General features: G+C 58.5%; 13 protein-coding genes. 10 read left to right on the forward strand and 3 right to left on the reverse strand.

Annotation, left to right across the window (positions count from 1 at the left end; all coding sequences use genetic code 11):
- The first annotated feature begins 12 nt into the window (after window positions 1-12).
- The 5 genes from NA78x_RS09905 (at window position 13) to NA78x_RS09925 (ending at window position 8,245) form a co-directional block, all read left to right on the forward strand.
- Entirely contained in the window at window positions 13-1,980 is a 1,968-nt protein-coding gene (locus tag NA78x_RS09905) for an MBL fold metallo-hydrolase (RefSeq protein ID WP_425618278.1), read from the forward strand.
- A gap of 199 nt (window positions 1,981-2,179) precedes the next feature.
- On the forward strand, window positions 2,180-4,555 hold the full coding sequence (locus NA78x_RS09910; RefSeq protein ID WP_425618279.1) for a DUF1592 domain-containing protein: 2,376 nt from the start codon (window positions 2,180-2,182) through the stop codon (window positions 4,553-4,555).
- A gap of 39 nt (window positions 4,556-4,594) precedes the next feature.
- Complete coding sequence (locus tag NA78x_RS09915; RefSeq protein ID WP_425618280.1) at window positions 4,595-5,971, forward strand: DUF1552 domain-containing protein; 1,377 nt, start codon at window positions 4,595-4,597, stop codon at window positions 5,969-5,971.
- 116 nt (window positions 5,972-6,087) lie between these two features.
- Complete coding sequence (locus NA78x_RS09920) at window positions 6,088-7,233, forward strand: hypothetical protein (RefSeq protein WP_425618281.1); 1,146 nt, start codon at window positions 6,088-6,090, stop codon at window positions 7,231-7,233.
- 10 nt (window positions 7,234-7,243) lie between these two features.
- Window positions 7,244-8,245 (forward strand): hypothetical protein, encoded by a 1,002-nt coding sequence (locus NA78x_RS09925; protein ID WP_425618282.1) that lies wholly within the window; start codon window positions 7,244-7,246, stop codon window positions 8,243-8,245.
- Window positions 8,246-8,248: 3 nt separating this feature from the next.
- Here the strand turns inward: NA78x_RS09925 and NA78x_RS09930 are convergent, their stop codons facing one another.
- Window positions 8,249-9,046, reverse strand: coding sequence for an SDR family NAD(P)-dependent oxidoreductase (locus NA78x_RS09930; protein WP_425618283.1), 798 nt, complete (start codon window positions 9,044-9,046; stop codon window positions 8,249-8,251).
- Window positions 9,047-9,127: 81 nt separating this feature from the next.
- On the opposite strand from NA78x_RS09930, the gene polA reads away from it, so the two are divergent.
- A complete protein-coding gene (polA, locus tag NA78x_RS09935; protein ID WP_425618284.1) occupies window positions 9,128-12,268 on the forward strand; it encodes a DNA polymerase I in 3,141 nt (1,046 codons plus the stop codon).
- Window positions 12,269-12,275: 7 nt separating this feature from the next.
- Here polA and NA78x_RS09940 read toward each other — a convergent pair whose 3' ends face one another.
- On the reverse strand, window positions 12,276-13,241 hold the full coding sequence (locus tag NA78x_RS09940) for a hypothetical protein (RefSeq protein WP_425618285.1): 966 nt from the start codon (window positions 13,239-13,241) through the stop codon (window positions 12,276-12,278).
- Between the two features lie 186 nt (window positions 13,242-13,427).
- On the opposite strand from NA78x_RS09940, the gene infA reads away from it, so the two are divergent.
- The 3 genes from infA (at window position 13,428) to NA78x_RS09955 (ending at window position 17,397) form a co-directional block, all read left to right on the forward strand.
- Entirely contained in the window at window positions 13,428-13,649 is a 222-nt protein-coding gene (gene infA, locus NA78x_RS09945) for a translation initiation factor IF-1 (RefSeq protein WP_145087867.1), read from the forward strand.
- Window positions 13,650-14,282: 633 nt separating this feature from the next.
- The gene (locus tag NA78x_RS09950) at window positions 14,283-15,941 is read left to right on the forward strand and encodes a hypothetical protein (RefSeq protein WP_425618286.1); all 1,659 of its coding nucleotides are present in this window, start codon (window positions 14,283-14,285) and stop codon (window positions 15,939-15,941) included.
- 1,237 nt (window positions 15,942-17,178) lie between these two features.
- Window positions 17,179-17,397, forward strand: coding sequence for a hypothetical protein (locus tag NA78x_RS09955; RefSeq protein WP_425618287.1), 219 nt, complete (start codon window positions 17,179-17,181; stop codon window positions 17,395-17,397).
- On the opposite strand, the gene NA78x_RS09960 is transcribed toward NA78x_RS09955, so the two are convergent.
- Complete coding sequence (locus NA78x_RS09960; RefSeq protein ID WP_425618288.1) at window positions 17,390-18,157, reverse strand: zinc-dependent peptidase; 768 nt, start codon at window positions 18,155-18,157, stop codon at window positions 17,390-17,392. The two genes, NA78x_RS09955 and NA78x_RS09960, sit on opposite strands and share 8 nt — an antisense overlap.
- A gap of 267 nt (window positions 18,158-18,424) precedes the next feature.
- Here NA78x_RS09960 and mdh point away from each other — a divergent pair, with 267 nt between their 5' ends.
- A complete protein-coding gene (gene mdh / locus NA78x_RS09965; protein WP_425618289.1) occupies window positions 18,425-19,375 on the forward strand; it encodes a malate dehydrogenase in 951 nt (316 codons plus the stop codon).
- Window positions 19,376-19,654: the final 279 nt, after the last annotated feature.

Below are 19,654 nucleotides of genomic sequence, written 5' to 3' on the forward strand. Positions count from 1 at the left end.
GAGGATTTGATCATGCGTGGCACTCTCTCCCGCCTCGTGGCGACGATGCTGTTCCTGGCGACTTGCCACATCGCCGCGGCACAAGACCAGCCAGCAGCGAAACCGGCGTTTCAACAGCCCGCTGCCAAGTTGCATCCCGATTTGTTCGTCTGGATCGATACCTGCAACGTGTACGTGCTGCGCGATGGCGACTCAGCGTTGTTGTTTGACCTGGGCGATGGGAGCGTGCTGAAACATCTGGCCGAGATCGGTGTGAAACGCGTCGAGTGGATTCTGTTCACGCATCATCATCGCGAACAGTGCCAGGGAATCGACCTGGTCGATCGCCAAGCCACGAAAGTCGCGGCACCGAAGGCAGAGCAACTAATGTTCGAAAAGCCAGCTGAGTTTCGCAAGTGGTATCCGAGCCTCGGCGACACTTACACAGTCTATGGCGCCAGCTATGCTCGCCCACCGCGGCAGGCGATCCCGCTCGATAAGACGTTCGATCACAACGAGAAGTTCACCTGGAGTGGCACCGAGATTACCTGCTTACACACGCCCGGGCACTCGCCGGGGAGCATGACGTACCTTATTCGCCGCGACGGAAAATCGATTGGCTTCAGCGGCGACGTGATGCACGACGGGGCGAAGTTCGTCACCTGGTTCGACACCGAATGGGACTATGGCTTTGCCAAGGGAATCGATACTTTGCTCGATTCCGTCAAGGCACTCAGCGGGCAAGATCTCGATCTGATGAGCCCCGCGCATGGCCCGGTGGTGAAGGATCCGCAGCAGCAACTGGCTGCCTACAAGGACAAGCTGATTGCGTTTCGCAAGAACTACATTCGCGGTTACCCAGTGTTCGAATCGACCGAGCAGCAGCGCGACCCACTCTCGAAGCCGACTGCGGTTCCACTCATCAGCCAGGTAACGCCCCACCTGTACAAGCTCAGCCACAAGACGCAGGGGAAGAACTTTGCGATCCTTGTTTCTGACAAAGGCCGCGGGCTGATCCTCGACGCGGGACTGTTCCCCGAAGCGATGCTGGACGAAATCATCGTCGGCATGCGCGAGCACCTAGGTCTGAAGCAAATCGACGCGTTCTGGATTTCGCACATGCACGGCGATCACTTTCTGCTCGGTCCCACGCTGAAGAAAAGGTACGGAGCCCAGGCATGGACGCTCGACCGGATCGTCGACAAGTGTGAACACCCGCGCAAGTACGACTATGCGGCACTCGTCTCAGCTTATAAGGATGGCTTTGACGGGATGAAGATCGACAAGAGCTTTCGCGACGGCGAAACGATCGAGTGGGAAGGGTACAAGATTCAAGTCGATTGGATGCCCGGGCAAACCGAGTTTGGCTGCTGCCTGTGGCTCGATATCGATGGCAAGCGAATTGCCTTCACCGGCGATAATCTCTTCGGCAGTCCGGCCGACGAACAGCAAAATGGCCACGAGGCTGTCGTGGCTCGCAACAGTTCGATCCTCGCCGAAGGTTACACTCAGGGAAGTCGTTACCTGAAGAAGCTCAAGCCCGATATCGTCATGGGGAGCCATTCGTACTGCATGCCCGAGCCGGCTGAGTTTCTCGCTCGCTATCACGACTGGTCGCTGCAAATGGAGCAGCAGTTTCGCGAGTTGCTGCCGGAGAAGAACTACGAGTACCTGTACGATCCCTACTGGGTCTCAGCGTATCCGTACCGCGTCGATCTCAGCCAAAGCGATACGCAGCAGGTCACTGTCACCGTGCGCAACTTCCGCGGTACGCCCCAGCGGCATCGCGTTGAACTGAAACTTCCCGCCGGCATCACCGCAGAGCCGAAGGTGCTGGAAGGGACGATCGAGCCGGAGAGTCGTCAGAGCTTTCCGGTGAGGCTGACCGTGGCGAGAGACAAAGTGCCCGCTGGGCTACAGATCATTCCGTTCGATATCACGCTCGATGGCAAACATCACGGCGAGTTGTTCGACTTTCTGATTCGGACAAAAGATGAGTAACTGCAGGATCGCAAATTTGCGACAGCACAAGGCGGGTGATAGACTACAAAGCCCACCGTGGCACTAAAACACGCGACCAAAATCGCGGCCTAGTGCTACTTTATTTCCTCTCTTTCGCCTTACTGTTTGCCTCTCCATGTCAACCAGTTTTCAGCCCCAGTTCTGTCGATGGTTCGCCGCCTTTTGGTTGGCGTTCGCGATGGTCGCGCCTGCCTGGGCAGCTTCGCCTGCAGAGGCGGAGTTCGAACGGGTGGTGCAGCCTTTTTTGAAGCAGCACTGCGACCGTTGCCACTCCGAGAAGGTTCACGAAGGCGAATTCCGGCTCGATACGCTGGCCCGCGATGTGGCCAACGGTCCTTCGGGCATGAAATGGGCTGAAGTGCTCGAGCGAATCAGCTCGGCCCAGATGCCGCCCGAGGATGAACCACGGCCCAAGACCGAAGAAGCCACCAAGATCGTCGAATGGTTGGCAGCCAAGTTGAAAGAAGGAGAAACCACGCGCCTGGCCAAGCGGGAGCGAGTCACCTTTAACAAGCTGACTCGCCAAGAGTATGCCAACACCGTGCGCGACTTGCTCGGCGTCGGTTTCGATCCCACCGACCCCAGCGGCTTGGCCGAAGACGAAGCGTGGCACGGCTTTGCCCGCATCGGTTCCGTTTTGTCGCTATCGCCGTCGCATGTCGAAAAGTACTTTGGCGCGGCAGAGGCAATTCTGACCGAAGCCTTTCCCGAGAAGCCGCCAGTCAAGTTCTTGAAGAGGAAAGACGCGATCGATCTGCGCGGTGGGCCGAACCGCGAAGAACTGACAGCGCAGGGACTCGCCGAGAAGGTTCGCGTCGATCTTTGGCCCGGCCATGATCTGGTGGGTGGTCGCCCGGGACCAGGACAAGCTCTCCCCGCAGCCGGAGATTACAAGGTTCGCATTCAACTGAGCGGACTCAAGGCGCAGAACGGCCGGGCTCCGCACCTGACGGTGTATGCGACCGATCTGGACCGGATGCTGTTTGAAACCGATGTGATCGCGCCGGAAGACAAGCCGATCGTCGTCGAGTTCACGACGCACCTGCCAGCGGGCAATCTGAACCTGCGAGTGACGAACGATGCGCCCGGTCCATCAACCTTGCCCCGTTCGGGCCGCGCCGATCCGCGGATTCCCTTCTTCAGCATTAAGGACGGTCGGCGTCCGTGGCAAATGAAGTTGACGGACGAAGCCGGCGAGCCGCTGTGGCCATTCCTGATCATCGACTGGATCGAGTGGTCGGGCCCGCTCGTGGACGATGGTCCCACCTATGCTCAGCGGGAGTACTTGCCGGCCGATAGCGGCGATCGAGAACAGGTGCGCGCGTCCCTCGCCAAGTTCGCCGAGCGAGCCTTTCGGCATCCGGTATCAGCGGGCGAGGTCGAGCGTTACGTGAAACTGGTGGAGAGCGAAATGGCCAGCGGCGAAAAGTTCTTGCCAGCGATGAAGACAGCCATGCTCGCGATTTTGTGCTCGAAGAATTTTATCTACCTGGTGGAAGGTTCGGCGGCCAGCAACGAGTTAAAACTAAACGATTGGGAACTTGCGTCGCGGCTCTCGTACTTCTTGTGGAGCACCATGCCCGATGACGAGTTGTTCGCCACGGCCAAGAGTGGCAAGTTGCACGAGCCCCAAGAACTGCGCAAGCAAGTTCGTCGCCTGCTGGCCGATCCCAAGGCTGCTCGCTTTGCCGAGCAGTTCCCGCGCGACTGGCTGCAACTGCACATGGTCGGCATGTTCCCGCCCGACAAGAAAATCTATCCCGATTACGACTCGCATCTCGAACAAAGCATGGTCCGCGAGACGACTGCCTACTTTCAGGAAGTGCTGACCAAGAACCTGAGCTTGCGAGAGTTTCTCACGTCCGATTGGACGATGATCAATCCGCGCTTGGCGATTCACTACGAACTGCCAACGCCAGCCGAAGATCGCTTTCAGCGGGTCTCACTCACTCCCGATATTCACCGCGGTGGCTTGCTGACCCAAGCGGCCATTTTGAGTCTCACCAGTGATGGTACGCGGCATCGTCCGGTGCATCGCGGCAAATGGGTGCTGGAATCGATCGTCGGCAAGTCACCACCACCACCGCCCGCTAATGTGAAGCCGATTGAACCAACGCCCTCGATGCAACCGAAGGCCACGCTGCGGATCAAGCTCGATGCGCATAAGAGCGACGCGAGCTGCGCGTCGTGTCATCGCCGGATTGATCCGCTGGGTTTTGCGTTCGACAATTACGACGCCATCGGTCGTTGGCGAACTCACGAAGTCGTCAGCGATGGCAACGGAGATAATCCAAAGGTAGATGCCAGCGGCGAATTGCCCGATGGCCGTAAGTTTGCGAATGCGGAAGAGTTCAAGCAGTTGCTGGCTGCTGACCTGGAGACCTTCAACGCGGCTTTTGTCGAAAAGTTGGCCATCTATGGCACGCGCCGGGTAATGACAATTGCTGATCGCGAATCGCTGGCCGCAGTAGCCAAGCAAAGCAAAACAGCCGATTACAAGTTACAGACAGTGATCGAGAATCTGGTATTGTCCGACCTGTTTCAGAAACGCTAACGCTCTCCCAGCCATCCGTCCCAGGAAGGGTTCCGCATCATGAGTTATGTCCTGTCGCAAAACTGGTTGATCAGCCGTCGGCATCTGCTGCGTGGCGTGGGCGCGACCGTGGCGTTGCCGCTGCTGAATTGCATGCGACCGATCTTTGCGGCCGAAACGCCCGCGGCCAAGCCGAAGCGGAGTGTGTTCATTTACATTCCCAACGGCGTGAATGTGCTGACCTGGCAGATCAAGAATGCGGGCAAAGATTACGAGTTGAGCGAGCCCCTGCAATCGCTGGAAAAACATCGCGCCAATATCACGCCCATCAGTGGGCTTTATCATCCCAACGGTCTTGGTCAGGCACACGAGTGCGGCAAGATCTGGCTCACCGCCGCCAAGGTCAGCCAAGAGGGAGGCGCGTTTCGCAATTCGATCTCGGCCGATCAACTGATGGCCGAAGTGACCGCCCCGCAAACTCGCTTCGGTTCGCTCGAACTGTCGATCTCGCGCGGCCCCACCACGCTCGGCTGGTCGCGCGACGGCGTGCCGTTGCCGGCCGAAGACAATCCCAAGACGGTGTTCAATCGCCTGTTTGGTGTCGAAGCGGGCGGTGTCGATGTGCAACGTCGCCGGCTCAATCGCCGTGCCAGCGTGCTCGATGCGGTGCTGGACGATGCCAAGACGCTCAAACGCAATGTCGGTAGCGAAGACCGCACCAAGCTCGACGAGTATCTGACTTCGGTGCGCGAAGTTGAAGTGCGCACCGAGCGGCTCGATGCCTGGCTGAAGGTACCCAAGCCGAAGATTGAAGGCCCGATTGCTGCGAACCTCACACGCAATGTTTCGAAGAGCGAAGCGGGCGATTATTACCGCACCATGTACGACCTGATCACGCTCGCCCTGCGCACCGACATGACCCGCGTCGTCACCTACATGAGCGGCAGCGAAAGCAACGGCCTGGCCATTCCTGAGATTGGCATTCCACAAACGCGGCACGAACTGTCGCACCACAATGGCGACCCCGAACAGATGGCTCGCCTCAGCCGCAGCGATGCCTTCATCGCCCAGCAGTTTTCGTACTTCCTCGATTCGCTGCAGGCCATTCAAGACGGCGAAGAATCGTTGCTCGACCGGACAATGGTCCTGTTCGGCAGTGGTATGAGCTACGGCCACAGTCACGGCAATGCGAACCTTCCAACGATCCTCGCCGGCGGCAAGTCCCTTGGCCTGAAGCACGGCCAGCACCTCGATTATAACTTGCCAAAGATCAAGCAGTACGACGTGGCGAATGCTTCGGGGCACTACTCGATCTGTCACAAGCCGGTCGAAGCAAATGCCCGGCTGACGAATTTGCTGCTGACGATGATGAACAAGATGGACGTCAACGTCGAACAGTTCGCCGACAGCTTGGGCCCCGTTTCGGAATTGATTTAGTTCGCTGGAAGGTAGGATGAAGCCGTGCTTCGTCTCTTCCCGTTTTTAATCGCTGCGGACGGAGCACGGCTCCATCCTACGGTGTTCGCTTTATTTTCTCACAAGACTTCCGCCGCATGCGTTTCGTACTTCTCTCTCTGCTGATTCTGTGCTGCGTGGTGGTTTCGCCAGCGAGCGCACAAAACGCGCCCGCGTTTCGTACGGATGGCGGCGACGAAAAACTGCCTTGGTTTCAACTAAAGCCGGGCGAGTTTCCGCCGCTCGGTTCGGCTCACTACATCGCGGGCGAGCTCATCGCGGTCGATCATGTAAATCGCACGGGCGTCTTGCGTCCCGACCGCACCGATGCCCAGCGTCGCGGCGACTGGGATCTGCCGCATGCCTTCACGATGCTCCCCTTCGGTTCGCTCCGCTATCACGGCGCTCCCGCCGAACTGAAAGACATTCCGCTGGGCACGCATTTGCACGGCTATTTCTATTTGGAAGAGCCAAAGCCGCGCGATCCAAAAGCCAAGCCGCCAGCGAATCAGCCTCGCATAAGTTTGGAAGCTCCGTTCAATCGCTGCTTGCAACTGGAAGACGATTTCAGCTATTGCACACGGCTGCAGCGAGAGTGGAAGGTGGAGGCTTACGATCGCGACCTGGGCACGCTGCAACTGCTAGGAACGACGGCCGGTAAGCCAGACGCCAAAGCGACGCTGTTTCAGATTGGCCCCAGCACACGTCTGCTGAAAGGGCCCGGCTTTGCCATGACCAAAGATCTGGTTCGTGGTCAATCGCTGCTGACGAACCTGACCGTTTGCACCCTCAAGGGGCCAGGCCGCTGCCAAGAGATCTGGCTCGATGCAGGGAGCCGCGAGTTAGCCAGCCTGCAACAACTGATGGTTCATCGCCAGTTCCAACGCGAGCACGGCCTCGCGGGCTGGATCGAGGAAGTCGACAACCCGAACAGCATCGTCACGGTTCACCTGTTCGCCGGCTTCGATCCCAAGCTGCTCGATGCCTTTGTGCCCAACGACACCGTGACGGCCGCTGTCGCCGAAGAGAACCTGCGCACCTGGGACCAGATCAACGATCGCAAATCGGGTCCGCTCGTCGCCATCGATAAGAGCGAACCGAAACTGGCTGGGCAAAGTGGCTACCGCGTCAAATTCAAACCGGGCTTGCTGCTCGAAGGCTTTCGCCCGCAACGTGTCATTCGCATCTGGCCCAGCGCGTGGAAGGTCGATGACCTGCCGCGCGAAGAACGACTCTACAACTAAGAAATCTCTCATGAAATACCTTGCTCTGCTCCTCACGTTCTGCACTGGTTCGTTGCTCGCCCAAGCTCCGGCAACCAAAGAGCCCGCGAAAGAAGCCGAGAAGAAAGATCAGCCCGCTAAGCCTGTGCTTAAGATCACGCCCGGGAAGGTCATCATTCCGTTCGATCGCATGCAGCGGCCCTGGGGAGAACTCATCAGCATTGATCCAGCGACACGCACGGGCAAGTTCCGCCGCGAGAACACCGACGAAGTCGTTTCGTTCACGGTGATGCCGTACGCCGAGTTGCTGCACCATGCCACGCACGGCGATCTGCAAGATTTTCGCGTCGGCGAGCGCGCCATTTTTCGCCTGCACGAAAATGAAAAAGGGGAATGGGGTTGGCTAACGTACATTCAAGACGAAATGAACATGCTCAACGGCCACAAGGAGTTCTATCACGTCGATAGTCTTGATCCGGCCAAGGGAACGATCACCGTCACGCAGGGAAATGCCGACAAGACGTACATTCGCGAAGCGGGCATTGTCATCAACACCGACAAAGAGACTCGCTACTGGAAGAACGGCGAGCCGGCAATGTTCGCCTCTCTGCAACTGGGCGATAAGCTGCGAGCCAAGACCCACGGCATTGGTAAGGGAAAGACGCGCGTCGCCTGGGAAGTCTTTTGCGATGAAGCGAGCCTGCTGAAGTTTCAAGCGGAACAAAAGACCGTGCACGCCGAGCGCATCGCGGAGCAAGGCGCTCCGGGATATATCGACGGGGCCGGCGAAGGCAAACTCACGCTCACTCTCTTTCACGAGGGGGAAGTGCAAGTGAAGCAACTGAAGGCCGGCAAGAATGTGCGTGTGGCTCCGGCTGGTGTCGATCGCAAGCCAACCGCCGAATCGATCGTCGCACAGGTGAAATCGACCAAGATGCTGGGCCGCCAGTGCCTGGTCGAACTAACGACCTCGGCTGATACCGAAAAGTTCAAGCCTGCGGAACTAGCTCGCCTGTGGGTGATCAGCGAGTAGAAATTAATCGGCACTTGATGCGTACACCGATCGGCCGCCATCGACGGGCAAGCAGACTCCGGTGAGAAAATCGTTCTCCAGGAAATGAACGACCGCTTGAGCCACATGCTGCGGCGTTCCTTCGCGTTTGACGAGGGTGCCGGCAATCGCCGCGGCCCGTTCGGCCTCGGGAAGATCAGCGGGCAACATCACGGGCCCGGGTTCAATGCAATTGACTCGCACGCGCGGATTGCGCTGGGCCAGTTCTACGGCGAACGTGCGCGTCAGTGCCGGGATCGCTCCCTTCGAAGGAAAATAGGCCGCGTAGTTGAGATAGGGGCGAATCGTCGCCCAATCGCCGAACGTGACAATCGAGCCCCCTTCGGGCTGCTTGACCATCGCCAGACCCGCCTGTTGGCAACAAAGAAAAGTCGCCAGCGTGTTCACTTCCAGATAATGTCGCACGTCGGCAGCGGTCACGTCTTCCAGTTTCTTCGGTTGCCAAATGGCCGCGGTGTGTACGAGTGCGTCGAGCCTCCCAAACTGCGCGAGCACACCGGCGATCAGTTGCTTCACGGCCGCTTCGTCGGCCAGGTCAGCTTGAAAGGCCTTCGCGGTCCAGCCTCGCGAGCGAAACTCCGCGATGGTTTCTTCGGTCTCTTGCTGCGAGGTGCGATAGTGAATGGCCAGCGCGTAACCTCGCGCGCCGAGTGCCTCGGCGACGTGCCAGCCGACGCGTTGCTTGCCGCTGCCTGTGATCAGAGCCACTTTGGTTGCCGTCATGCCGTGCCCGAATTCTTTCGCCAGGTGTGAACCGCCCATCAATCGTTGCAGACAGTTTAGTGGCTCGCGGAGAATCGACCAGTGTCAAGCCAACTTGACGCTCCCCCCTGAGCCCCTACGATGCCTGTTGACGGCGATTTTCGGGCATTGGTGATTCACAGATCAGCGCAGGACATCATGGCAAAAAAAGGGACTTCGCAACCCATGCTCGCAGGCTTTGATGACACGGCGGAAGCACAGCAGCCGGTTGCGTCACCGCCCACATCGCCGCCGGAGGTTTCGCCCCAGCAGTCTCCGCGAGTGGATCTCGCGCACACATCGGCAGTCGCCCCCAGCGAAGAGTCTGCTGGTGAAGAACAGGTGCCGCTCGATACGCACGCGGTGGTGGTCAACGAAGCAGCTCTCGCCAAGTCGCTATCGGATGAGCCGCTGAATCTGAAGGGAAAGCGAGTCTTTCTCGTCGATTCGTACTCGCTCATCTATCAGGTGTTTCACGCGATGCCGGAAATGACCGGCCCGTCGGGTCAGCCAGTGGGGGCCGCGCATGGGTTTGTGCGCGACATGCTCGACCTGATCGAGAATCGTGGCGCCGATTTGTTAATCGCCGCTTTCGATCATCCGAGCCCGACGTTCCGCAGCGATCTCTTCACCGAGTACAAAGCCAACCGGCAGGAAATGCCCGTCGATCTGCAGCCTCAGATTCCGCTCATCAAGCAGTTCATGGACGCGCTCGGCATTCCCGCTCTCGCGCTGGCTGGCTATGAGGCCGATGATCTGCTCGCCACGCTCGCGTGCCAGGCGCATGAAGCCGGCGCGGAGTGTCTGATTGTGACCAGCGACAAGGACTGCCGTCAGCTGATCACCGACAACGTCAAGCTCTACAACATTCGCAAGAACGAATGCATGGATGCCGCCGGCTTGCAGGCCGTGTGGGGCATTCGTCCCGATCAGGTCGTCGATTTTCAATCGCTGGTCGGCGACGCGGTCGACAATGTTCCCGGCATCGCGGGCATCGGTCCCAAGACGGCCACCACCTTGCTGCAAAAGTACGAGACGCTCGAAGGTGTCTTCGAACACCTGCACGAATTGAAGGGGAAGCAAAAAGAGAACATCGAGAATGGACGCGAGTCGGCCTTCAAGAGCCGCGAGCTCGTCAAACTGAAGAGCGATCTCGAACTCGACTTTAACTGGAGCATCGGCACGATCGGCGGTATGCAGCCCGCCGTGCTGGCGGAACTGAATCGCCAGGCGGGCTTCAAGCAACTGGCCAAGCGAATGGAAACGCTCGCCACCAAGTTCGCTGGCAATGTTCGTCCCGCTTCGGCGCAACTGACGAACGATTTTCTCGCGGAGGAAATGTCTTCGCGCCACGTCAGTCTCGAAAGCTCACCTGCCGCCGAGCCGGTGTTTCGTCCCGCTGTTCCCACCGCCGATGCTTGGGTCGTCGATTACCGCACAGTTGCTACCGTCGAACAACTCGATGAGTTAGTTGCCCAAATGCTGCAGCAGAAAGAGATCGTCATCGATACCGAGACGACTTCCCTGCGTGCCCGGCAGGCAGAGATTGTCGGCTATTCCTTCTGCTGGACGCCTGGCGTCGCGTACTACATTCCCGTTCGTGCGCCGGCTGGTGAAACCGTCCTTGATCCCAAGCTGGTGCTCGAAAAACTGCGTCCGGTCCTGGAGAACCCAAGCATCGGCAAGGTCGGGCAAAATGTGAAGTACGATCTGCTCACGCTACGCGCTGCCGGCATTCAGCTGCAAGGGATCACCTTCGATACGATGGTCGCCGATTATCTGATTGATCCGGGCGAGCGAAGCCACAATCTCGATGATCTGGCCGTGCGCCATTTGGGGCATCAGAACATCACCATCGCTTCGCTGATCGGTACCGGCAAGAATCAGAAGCGGATGGACGAAGTGCCCGTGGCCGACATTACGCAGTACGCAGCCGAAGATGCCGACGTGCCGCTGCGGCTTAAAGCGGTGCTCGAGCCACGCTTAGCCGAGCAGGAACTGCTGCCGCTGTTTCACGAGCTCGAGATTCCGCTCATTGATGTACTGGCCGAGATGGAGTTCAACGGCATTCGCGTCGATCGTGACCGGCTGAAGCAACTCGACGAGCAATTCACGCAGCGGATCGCCACGCTCGAAAAAGAGATCTACGAGATTGCTGGCGGCGAATTCAACATCGATTCGCGCTTGCAACTTTCCAAGTTGCTCTTCGAAGATTTCAAATTGCCCATTGTCAAACGGACCAAGACAGGCCCCAGCACCGATGTCGATGTGCTTGAAGAACTCGCGCGGCTCCATGCATTGCCGGCCAAGATCATCGACTATCGCCAGAACTCAAAACTGCAAAGCACCTATGTCCTGGCCCTACAGGAATTGATTCATCCTGAAACGGGGCGCGTACACACTTCGTTCAAGCAGGATGTGGCCGCGACGGGACGCCTCAGTTCGCAAGATCCCAACCTGCAGAACATTCCCGTCCGCAGCGAAGCGGGCCGCGCGATTCGCTCGGCGTTTTTGCCCGGGCCGGAAGGCTGGCTGTTGATGACAGCCGACTATTCACAAATCGAACTTCGCGTGCTGGCTCACTTCTCGGGCGATGCCACGCTGCAACAGGCATTCGTCGACGACCGCGACATTCACACGCAAGTTGCCAGCGAAGTCTATGGCGTACCGCTCGACCAGGTCACGCGCGAGATGCGCAGCAACAGCAAGGCGATCAACTTCGGCATCATCTACGGACAAAGCCCCTTCGGGCTTTCGAAGGCCCTCGATATCAGCCAGGGCGATGCCGCGGAATTTATCGAAGCGTACTTTTCGCGCCTGCCGGGCGTCGAACAATTCATGGAGCGGGTGCTCATTGAGTGCCGCCGCGTCGGCTGGGTAAGTACGATCCTGGGGCGTCGTCGGCCGGTGCAAGGTGTGCGCGATCCGCGGGCGCAGGCGAATAAGCGGCAACGAACGCTCCCCGAGCGCATCGCCATCAACACAGTGATTCAAGGTTCGGCGGCCGACATCATCAAGCGGGCGATGATCAACGTCCATCGCCGTTTGCAGCAGGAGCAATTGCAGTCGCGGCTGCTGTTGCAGATTCACGACGAACTGGTCTTCGAGTTTCCGCCGGCAGAGCAAACGCGACTTGCCGCCCTGGTAATGGAAGAAATGTCGTCCGCCGCCCAGTTGAGCGTGCCGCTGAAGGTCGATGTGAAGACCGGCCCCAATTGGGCCGCCTGCGAAGTGCTCGACTAAGGACTGTCTAAGAAACTTCGATTCCGGCCGGCTCGTTGCAAACGGGCGAGATGTGGATTTGGAGCTCGGCCGAAGACTGCTGCTGCAATTGCGTCACGAGTTGCTCTGCGGCGGATTGATCGGGGCAAGCGACGAACAACGTCGGCCCCCACGAACTTTGTCCCAGCCCGCGATGTCCCAGGGCGCGAATCTGTTCGGCGAGTGCAGTCACGACGGGCCCGTTGAACGGTCCGCCTTGCACGCTCGTGTAAAACTGCCCGGCCAGTTCGCAGTACCGCCCCAAGCTGGCGGCGAAGTCATCGAACCGGCCGAGAGCGGCAGCAGGAATTAGCGCGTCGCGGGCTTCGGCCACCAGTTGCTCGGTGAGGGGTGAGAGATCGCGATTGGCGGCATCCATCGCCTGCTGTTCGCTGGGGCCGGTCAGTCCCGTGCCCTGCAACGGCCGGGCGAGCACGAACCGCCACTCGGCGGGCAAAGCGAGCCGGCAATCGAGCGGCGAGAGAAACTCTCCCGGTAGTTTCCCTCGCTCGGCAATCATCCCGCCCAGCGAGAACCCGTACGCACCCACGGCGGAGCGCTGGCCGCGGCCGACACTGCGGGCCAGTTCGTCGGGCTGAGCGACCGGCAAGCCGCGAAAGGCCGAGAGCCCGGCCGAAACTGCTAAGCCCAGTTGAGTGCCTGTGCCGAGGCCGACATGATCGGGCGGGGCCGCTAGCACTTCAATCTGTAAGTCGTTCGTGGGCTGGGAGTAGAACTCGGCCCACCGCTTGGCAAAGACCGCCACGCGATCGGTATGTGGGCCGCTGACGCCAAAGGTCGTGCCGCCGGAGATCTGCAGGCGAATCCCAGGCTCCGAGATCATCACCCCCACACCCCCGTAACTGCGGAGGGTTGGATCGTTGCCCTTAGCAGCCAACGCGTACAGGCCGAAGTGCAAGCGACTGGGAGCGGTAACCTGAACCTGGCGCGACATGGAGAGCTACACGGACCTCTGTAAACAACGGGAGTTACGCAAATTCGCGCGCGAGAAACCTTAATGCGACTGGACGCAAGTCATTCGAAGCGTAATACTAACAGATTCTGACTCGGACGTTGGCGGGACGATGCCTTGTTCCCTCCGAGTGATAACTGGTGGCCGATAGGCCGTGGAGTTTGGTGCATGGCGGAGAAAGAAGAAGCCCTGGTGGTCGCCGGTACGGTGACGCAGGCGCTGGCGAACACGCGCTTTCGCGTGCAGCTTGAAACGGGTGGTGAAGTGCTGGCTCACGTGGCCGGTCGGATGCGGAAAAACTTCATCCGTATCGTCCCGGGCGACAAAGTGAATGTCGAACTGTCCCCCTACGACCTGGAAAAGGGTCGCATCGTCTACCGCGAACGTTAAGCGGTCACGGCTCGCTCCGCTGCGTCGATCCATGATCGGCAGCGGACTACTCTCCTGCCCCAATGTTGGAAACGCTGGCTTCGCCGCTCACCGAGCGACCTCTCTTGCCTGCGCGGTAGGTCACTTCCGCTGGATGTGATCTTGGCTTCTCCGATGAACGGAATATCAGGCAACTGACCGCAGATCGCATGTTTGCGCGTCTTCGCGATTCAGGTTCCGGCCGGCGGCCAGAACCTACGTGCGCCGTAAGTCCTGCGCAACCGCAAAAGGGGGGGTGTCCAACTTCGTCGCGATCTCCGGGCAAAAAATTGCGCCAAATCCGAGAGATATGCCACTTCGGGTCAGGCCATCGTCGCCATTGTTGAACAAGTTGGTCTTGCTGGCGAGGTTCACGACGCTGAGTTACGTCACGAGGGTTGTCCTCCCAAAAACAGCTCGGCTTATTTTTTTCCTGGCGCCGTGTTAAAACTCGGAGCGCCGAGGGCGAGTATTAACATTCGTCCTCAGTATCCTCTGAGTGACAGAGGCTCTAGCGTGAAAAAGTTTCAGGGTAACTTGCGGGCTCGGTGTTGTTACGACCGCGAACAAGTTACTAGGTTCCGGACCTGGATGGTCCCCGGGGAGATATCTCTCGTGAAATCGTTTGTACATTCTTGGTCCCACTGCGCGGCAGCTGTCGCACTGCTTGTCTTGCCGCTGGTTACGACCGCGCAAGAAGTGAAACCTGTCGCCGTGGTTTCGATCGCCAGTATCGAAGATACCCTGGCTGATGTCGGCTACCTGACCCGCGCTGCGGGACAGGAAGAAGTCGGTCGCACCGCCATCCTGTTTGGCAACGCGTTCGCCAACGGGTTCGACAAGAAGAAGCCCATTGGCGCGTATGTCATTTCGCACGGTTCCGACTTCCCGGTCGTGATGTTCGTGCCGGTGAAGGACCTGCCGAAGATTCTGGAAACCTTCAAAGAACAGCTCGGCGAACCCAAGGATGCCGGCGACGGTGTGCAAGAAGTGGGCCTGGACCAAACCGCGTTCATCAAGGAACAAGCGGGTTGGGTCTTTGTTGCCAAAGAAAAAGAACACCTGACCGGCTTGCCCGCCGATCCGGCCGCGCTGCTCGGCAGCCTGCCCAAGGATTACAACGTCGCGGCTCGCCTGCTGGCCAACAACATTCCCGACGAGCTCAAAAAGTGGGCCATCGACGAAATGAAGGTCACCTTTGAACGCATGCTCGAACGTGGTGGCGGCGGTGGCGATGTTACCCCCGAACAGCGCGAAGCGATGGAACGAGCGGGTCGCAATGGTGTGAACCAGGTTGCTCGCTACATCGAAGAAGTCGAAGAAGTGACGATCGGCCTGAGCGTCGATTCGGTTTCGAAGAAGAGCTACTTCGATTTCTCCCTGGTCGCCAAGGAAGGGACGCAGCTGGCTCGTCAGTTTGCGATGAACACGGGGCTGAAGTCCAAGTTTTCGGGCTTCTTGATGCCCAATGCGGCCGTGACGGCCAGCTTTGGCGGCAAGCTCGGACCAGAGGAAATCGAACAGAACATCACGATGATCAACACGGCCAAGGCCCAGTTGATGAAGCAAGTCGATGACGATCCGCGGATCGCCGCCGAACAGCGCGAGCCGATGAAGGATATCTACAATCAGGCGATCGACGTGGTCGTGAAGACGATCCAGAGCGGCAAGCTCGATGGCGGTGCAGCCCTCGTGCTGGAACCAGCCAACATCAGCTTTGTCGCCGGTGGTTATGTCGCTGAAGGCCAGTCGCTCGAAGCGGCCTTCAAGAAGCTGGTCGAAGTCAAGAAGAACGACCCCGAGTTCCCCAAGGCCAAGCTCGATGTGGCTACGCACGCGGGCGTGAAGTTCCACGTGCTGTCGCTGCCGCTGCCCGAAGGCGAAAGCGAAGCTCGCGACTTCTTCGGCCCCACGGTCGACGTGGTACTCGGCACCAGTGCCGACAGTGCCTACGTGGCCTTCGGCAAGAACAGCCAGGCTTTGATCAAGAAGGTGATGGACCAATCGTCGACGGCTGGCGAAAAGGATGCCCTCCCGCTGCAGTTGACTGTGGCCATGCTGCCGATTTTGAAGTTTGCTCAATCGGTCGACGATAACCCGCTGATCCCAGCGGCCATTTCGACGCTCGAGAAGACGGCCAACGACAAAATCCAGCTCACCAGCACCGCCACCGCGCGGGGCTCGAACCTACGGTTTGAAGTGGGCGAAGGTGTGCTGCAAACGATCGGCGCCATCGTCAAGTCACTCGGTGACGGCTTCCCCGGCGCGCTGTAATCGCAGTTGCGTGCTGGCAACCAATGATTAAAAACCGAAAGGGCTCCTGAGCGATCAGGGGCCCTTTTTTCGTAACCTTTCACGTGGGCGTTTCGCGTTGCTGCCAGCGCAGGCGTGTGCCAGGAATCCCGAAGCGTGAGCGAGGAGAATGCTTCTCGCCGCACACAAGCATTGTCGTAGTCAAGCCATTCGCTTGGCCCGCATCTGATCCGCCCTGAGAGTCCTGCGAACGAACTGCGCAAGAATCTAGTTCCGGGCGGCTCACTCGCTTTCCTCGCTGACGCTTCGGGTTACCTAATAAAGTGCCCGGGTGAACAGTTGCGACCTCGGCCGCCTGGTGCGGGCAGCAAGGTCCGTGATGCTGCCCGCCAGACATTGCTAAATTTCTGATATGTGTATCGTAAAAAAATATTGACTTAATGTCAAGTATGTTTTTAAATAAAGCGAGTGGCGACGATGCCCGCGGATGAGGCTACATCGCGCGGGTCCGGCCGCTGTGGATCGATCGCCAGCGATTGGCTGCCATTCGAGCTGGGGGTGAATCAGCCGGGCTGCGAGTGGCAAGTTTGGCGACGTGAGAACCCATCGCCCCCCTGTTCAGGGCCTGTTCAGGCAGGTGGGTGAACGGGGCGGAGCGTGGTTATCAAACGGTTATCACGAAAACGGGCTTTGGCGAGAGATTTTCGGCGTAACTGATTTTGAAAGAACGGTTTACGGCGGAACGATGAAAGCGATTTTTCGCGCAAAAAGTTATCAAAATCCAGTGGTCAGCAGCATCGAATGCGGACTGTTCAAGACGAATCGCGGGGGTCAGGTCGCAGGTCGCTGGGGGTGGAGTGTCAGCGATTGGCGGCGGAGCTGGGGAGTGGATCTGAGAGTCAACAAGTGCTGGACTTGGCGACGCGAGAACGCTTCGCCCCCCTGTTTAGGGCCTGTTCAGGCTGGTGCATCAACAGGGCGGCGAGTGGTTATCAAACGGTTATCACGAAAACGATGTTTGGTGATGAATTGTTGGCGTAACTGATTTAGAAGAAGAGATTTACGGCGAAACGATGAACGCGATTTTTCGCGCAAAAAGTTATCAAAAGCCGGTTGTCAGGGTGTGGAATCAGGGCTGTTCAGTACGGGGTAAGCCCTCCTTTTTTGCCTAATCGGAAAAATGATGATTGACATTCGTTCACTGCCCCCTAATACTTGAAAGTGTTCACTTGTTCACTATGTGTTAGGGGCAGCAACGATGGTCATTCTGGCGCAGGAAAACAGTTTGCAACGAGCCAACTACGCCGAGTTGGAGCAAGCTTCGCAACCACAGGTAATCGCTTCGCTCATGCCGCAAGTTTTGGCTCGCTACGCGCTCGTCGCGGCCGATGTCCGCTTGCCGGAAACAACCAAGGCACAGCGCAGTGAGACACGCCGGCGAACGGCTCGCACTTCGGCGCCGCAGTTGTTCAGCTAAGTTCGAACCAGGTGCGGGGATCGACTCGATACAGCTCTTGGAAGGTCGCGAATAGCTCGGGGTGATGCTGTTCGAGTTCCGCGGGCACTTCGAAGAAGGCCTCGGTGACCACGGCAAAGAATTCGGCTGGGTTTTCGCCAGCGTACGAGTCAATCCAGTGCCACTCGTGATGCATGATTGCCTGAACAAGGTTTTGGAACTCGGCTTTCACGCCGGGCCACTTTTTTTGCAGCGATTCGGTCGCGAGAGGAGGTTCGCCAGCCATCTGACCATCGAGACCATCCAAGTGATGAGCCATTTCGTGGATGACCACGTTCTCCCCATCTTGCGGATCTTCGGCCCCGGCTAAGACTGCCGGCCACGAGAGCCGCACGTTGCCCGATTGCCACGAATCGCCGAGCAGCTTTCCGTGGGGCGTGTTGTGGGCATTCTGGCGCGTTGGACGACTGGAAATGTATTCAGGATAAAGCTGAATGGCAGGCAGCCGCTCGTAGAGATAACCGTCGTCACCGGCCAGCAAGATCACCGCTTGAGCAGCCACGATGATCTTCATCGCTTCGGTCAATTCGAGGCCGTTACTACCAGCCCAGATCCGTTCGGAGACCATGACCCGCGCCTTGCCGATCAGGCTCTTGCGCAAGTCCGCCGGGAGCAGCTGATAGAGGGGCACATGCGATTGCAGGGTGTCTTCCCACAGGTCTGGCACCGGGGAGCGAATCAGTTTTTGTCGGCGGGCACTTCGCCCCCAAGGAAAGAGCATGATGACTTCAATGTTGAGCAGGTGGACTTGGCTGTTGGACTGTAAATCTGTTCGTTTCTCATTGTCGGATATTCGCCACGCCGGAGTGCGGTGCAAGTGCTGATTTCGCGCGAGAAACAGCAGCCGCTGAGCACCTTAAAATGGCTCCCCACTTGACGTTGCCTTTCAGAACCGGATATTCGGGGACTCAGTCGTTCCATTTCATTACGACGCGTGATGACGGGCAGGCTGAACAGCGACAGCATTCCACCTCACCAGGAGTCAAATATGGGTCGGGCCAAGATTACGATTGTCGGCGCGGGTAATGTCGGAGCCACCTGTGCTCACTGGTGTGCAGCTGCGGAACTGGGCGACATTGTGTTGCTCGATATTCCTACTGCGGGGGACATGCCCAAGGGCAAGGCTCTCGACCTGATGCAGTCGTCGCCGATCATGGGCTTCGATTCCAACATTGTGGGCACCACCGACTATGCCGACAGCGCCAATAGCGACGTCGTCGTGATCACGGCTGGTATTCCCCGCAAGCCAGGCATGAGCCGCGACGATCTTCTAGCAACCAATGCGAAGATCGTTGGTTCCGTTGCCGAACAAGTGAAGGCCACCAGCCCGAACGCGATTGTGATCGTGGTCAGCAATCCGCTCGACGCCATGGTGCAACGTGCACTGCAAGTCACTGGCTTTCCGCCAGCGCGCGTGTTCGGCCAGGCTGGCGTGCTCGATACGGCCCGCTATCGCACCTTTTTGGCGATGGAACTGGGCGTGAGCGTCGAAGACGTTTCGGCCCTGCTGATGGGCGGTCACGGCGACACGATGGTGCCCATGCCGAGCTGCACGAGCGTGGGCGGCATTCCGATTCGCCGCTTGCTCTCGGAAGAGAAGCTGCAAGCGATTGTGCAACGCGCTCGCGATGGCGGTGCCGAGATCGTTTCGCTGCTCAAGACCGGCAGCGCTTATTATGCCCCAGCGGCCGCTACTGCGCAAATGGTCGAAGCGATCGTGCGCGATAAGAAGCGGATCATTCCGGTCGCCGCTTATTGCGACAAGGAATACGGCGTCGGCGGTTATTACGTAGGCGTGCCCGCCATCCTTGGTGCCAAGGGCGTCGAGAAGATCGTCGAGTTGGAACTCGATCCAGAAGAAAAGAAAGCTTTCGAGCACAGTGTTTCGGCCGTCAAGTCGCTGGTCGCCACGATGAACGATTTGATGTCCAAGGCTTAGTTGCACGTCATCGCTGGCTAGCTATGGTGGAGCGACTTCCATTAGGTCGTTCCACCTCCGCATGACAGCACTCACTGCTGGCAAGTTGTATTGCCGCAGATGGTTATGAATGACGTTGACAGTCACCCAGGCATGGCCTAAAACACCCCTCACCTTGCGGCAGACAATCGACCTCGCATCGTCTGCCACAGCCTTCAAGTGACCTTCACAGTCTGCCAGCTGTGCTTGTCATGGCAGCAAGGTACAGCGTAGTCAGATTGAACGTTCCGATCCTCATCG

This window comes from Anatilimnocola aquadivae (genome assembly GCF_049819085.1).
In the GTDB taxonomy this organism is placed as follows: domain Bacteria; phylum Planctomycetota; class Planctomycetia; order Pirellulales; family Pirellulaceae; genus Anatilimnocola.

Coding starts and splice junctions, on each gene's coding strand:
- NA78x_RS09905 (WP_425618278.1), top strand. CDS start 13: ATGCGTGGCACTCTCTCCCGCCTCGTGGCGACGATGCTGTTCCTGGCG.
- NA78x_RS09910 (WP_425618279.1), top strand. CDS start 2,180: ATGGTCGCGCCTGCCTGGGCAGCTTCGCCTGCAGAGGCGGAGTTCGAA.
- NA78x_RS09915 (WP_425618280.1), top strand. CDS start 4,595: ATGAGTTATGTCCTGTCGCAAAACTGGTTGATCAGCCGTCGGCATCTG.
- NA78x_RS09920 (WP_425618281.1), top strand. CDS start 6,088: ATGCGTTTCGTACTTCTCTCTCTGCTGATTCTGTGCTGCGTGGTGGTT.
- NA78x_RS09925 (WP_425618282.1), top strand. CDS start 7,244: ATGAAATACCTTGCTCTGCTCCTCACGTTCTGCACTGGTTCGTTGCTC.
- NA78x_RS09930 (WP_425618283.1), bottom strand. CDS start 9,046: ATGGGCGGTTCACACCTGGCGAAAGAATTCGGGCACGGCATGACGGCA.
- polA (WP_425618284.1), top strand. CDS start 9,128: ATGCCTGTTGACGGCGATTTTCGGGCATTGGTGATTCACAGATCAGCG.
- NA78x_RS09940 (WP_425618285.1), bottom strand. CDS start 13,241: ATGTCGCGCCAGGTTCAGGTTACCGCTCCCAGTCGCTTGCACTTCGGC.
- infA (WP_145087867.1), top strand. CDS start 13,428: ATGGCGGAGAAAGAAGAAGCCCTGGTGGTCGCCGGTACGGTGACGCAG.
- NA78x_RS09955 (WP_425618287.1), top strand. CDS start 17,179: ATGGTCATTCTGGCGCAGGAAAACAGTTTGCAACGAGCCAACTACGCC.
- NA78x_RS09960 (WP_425618288.1), bottom strand. CDS start 18,157: ATGCTCTTTCCTTGGGGGCGAAGTGCCCGCCGACAAAAACTGATTCGC.
- mdh (WP_425618289.1), top strand. CDS start 18,425: ATGGGTCGGGCCAAGATTACGATTGTCGGCGCGGGTAATGTCGGAGCC.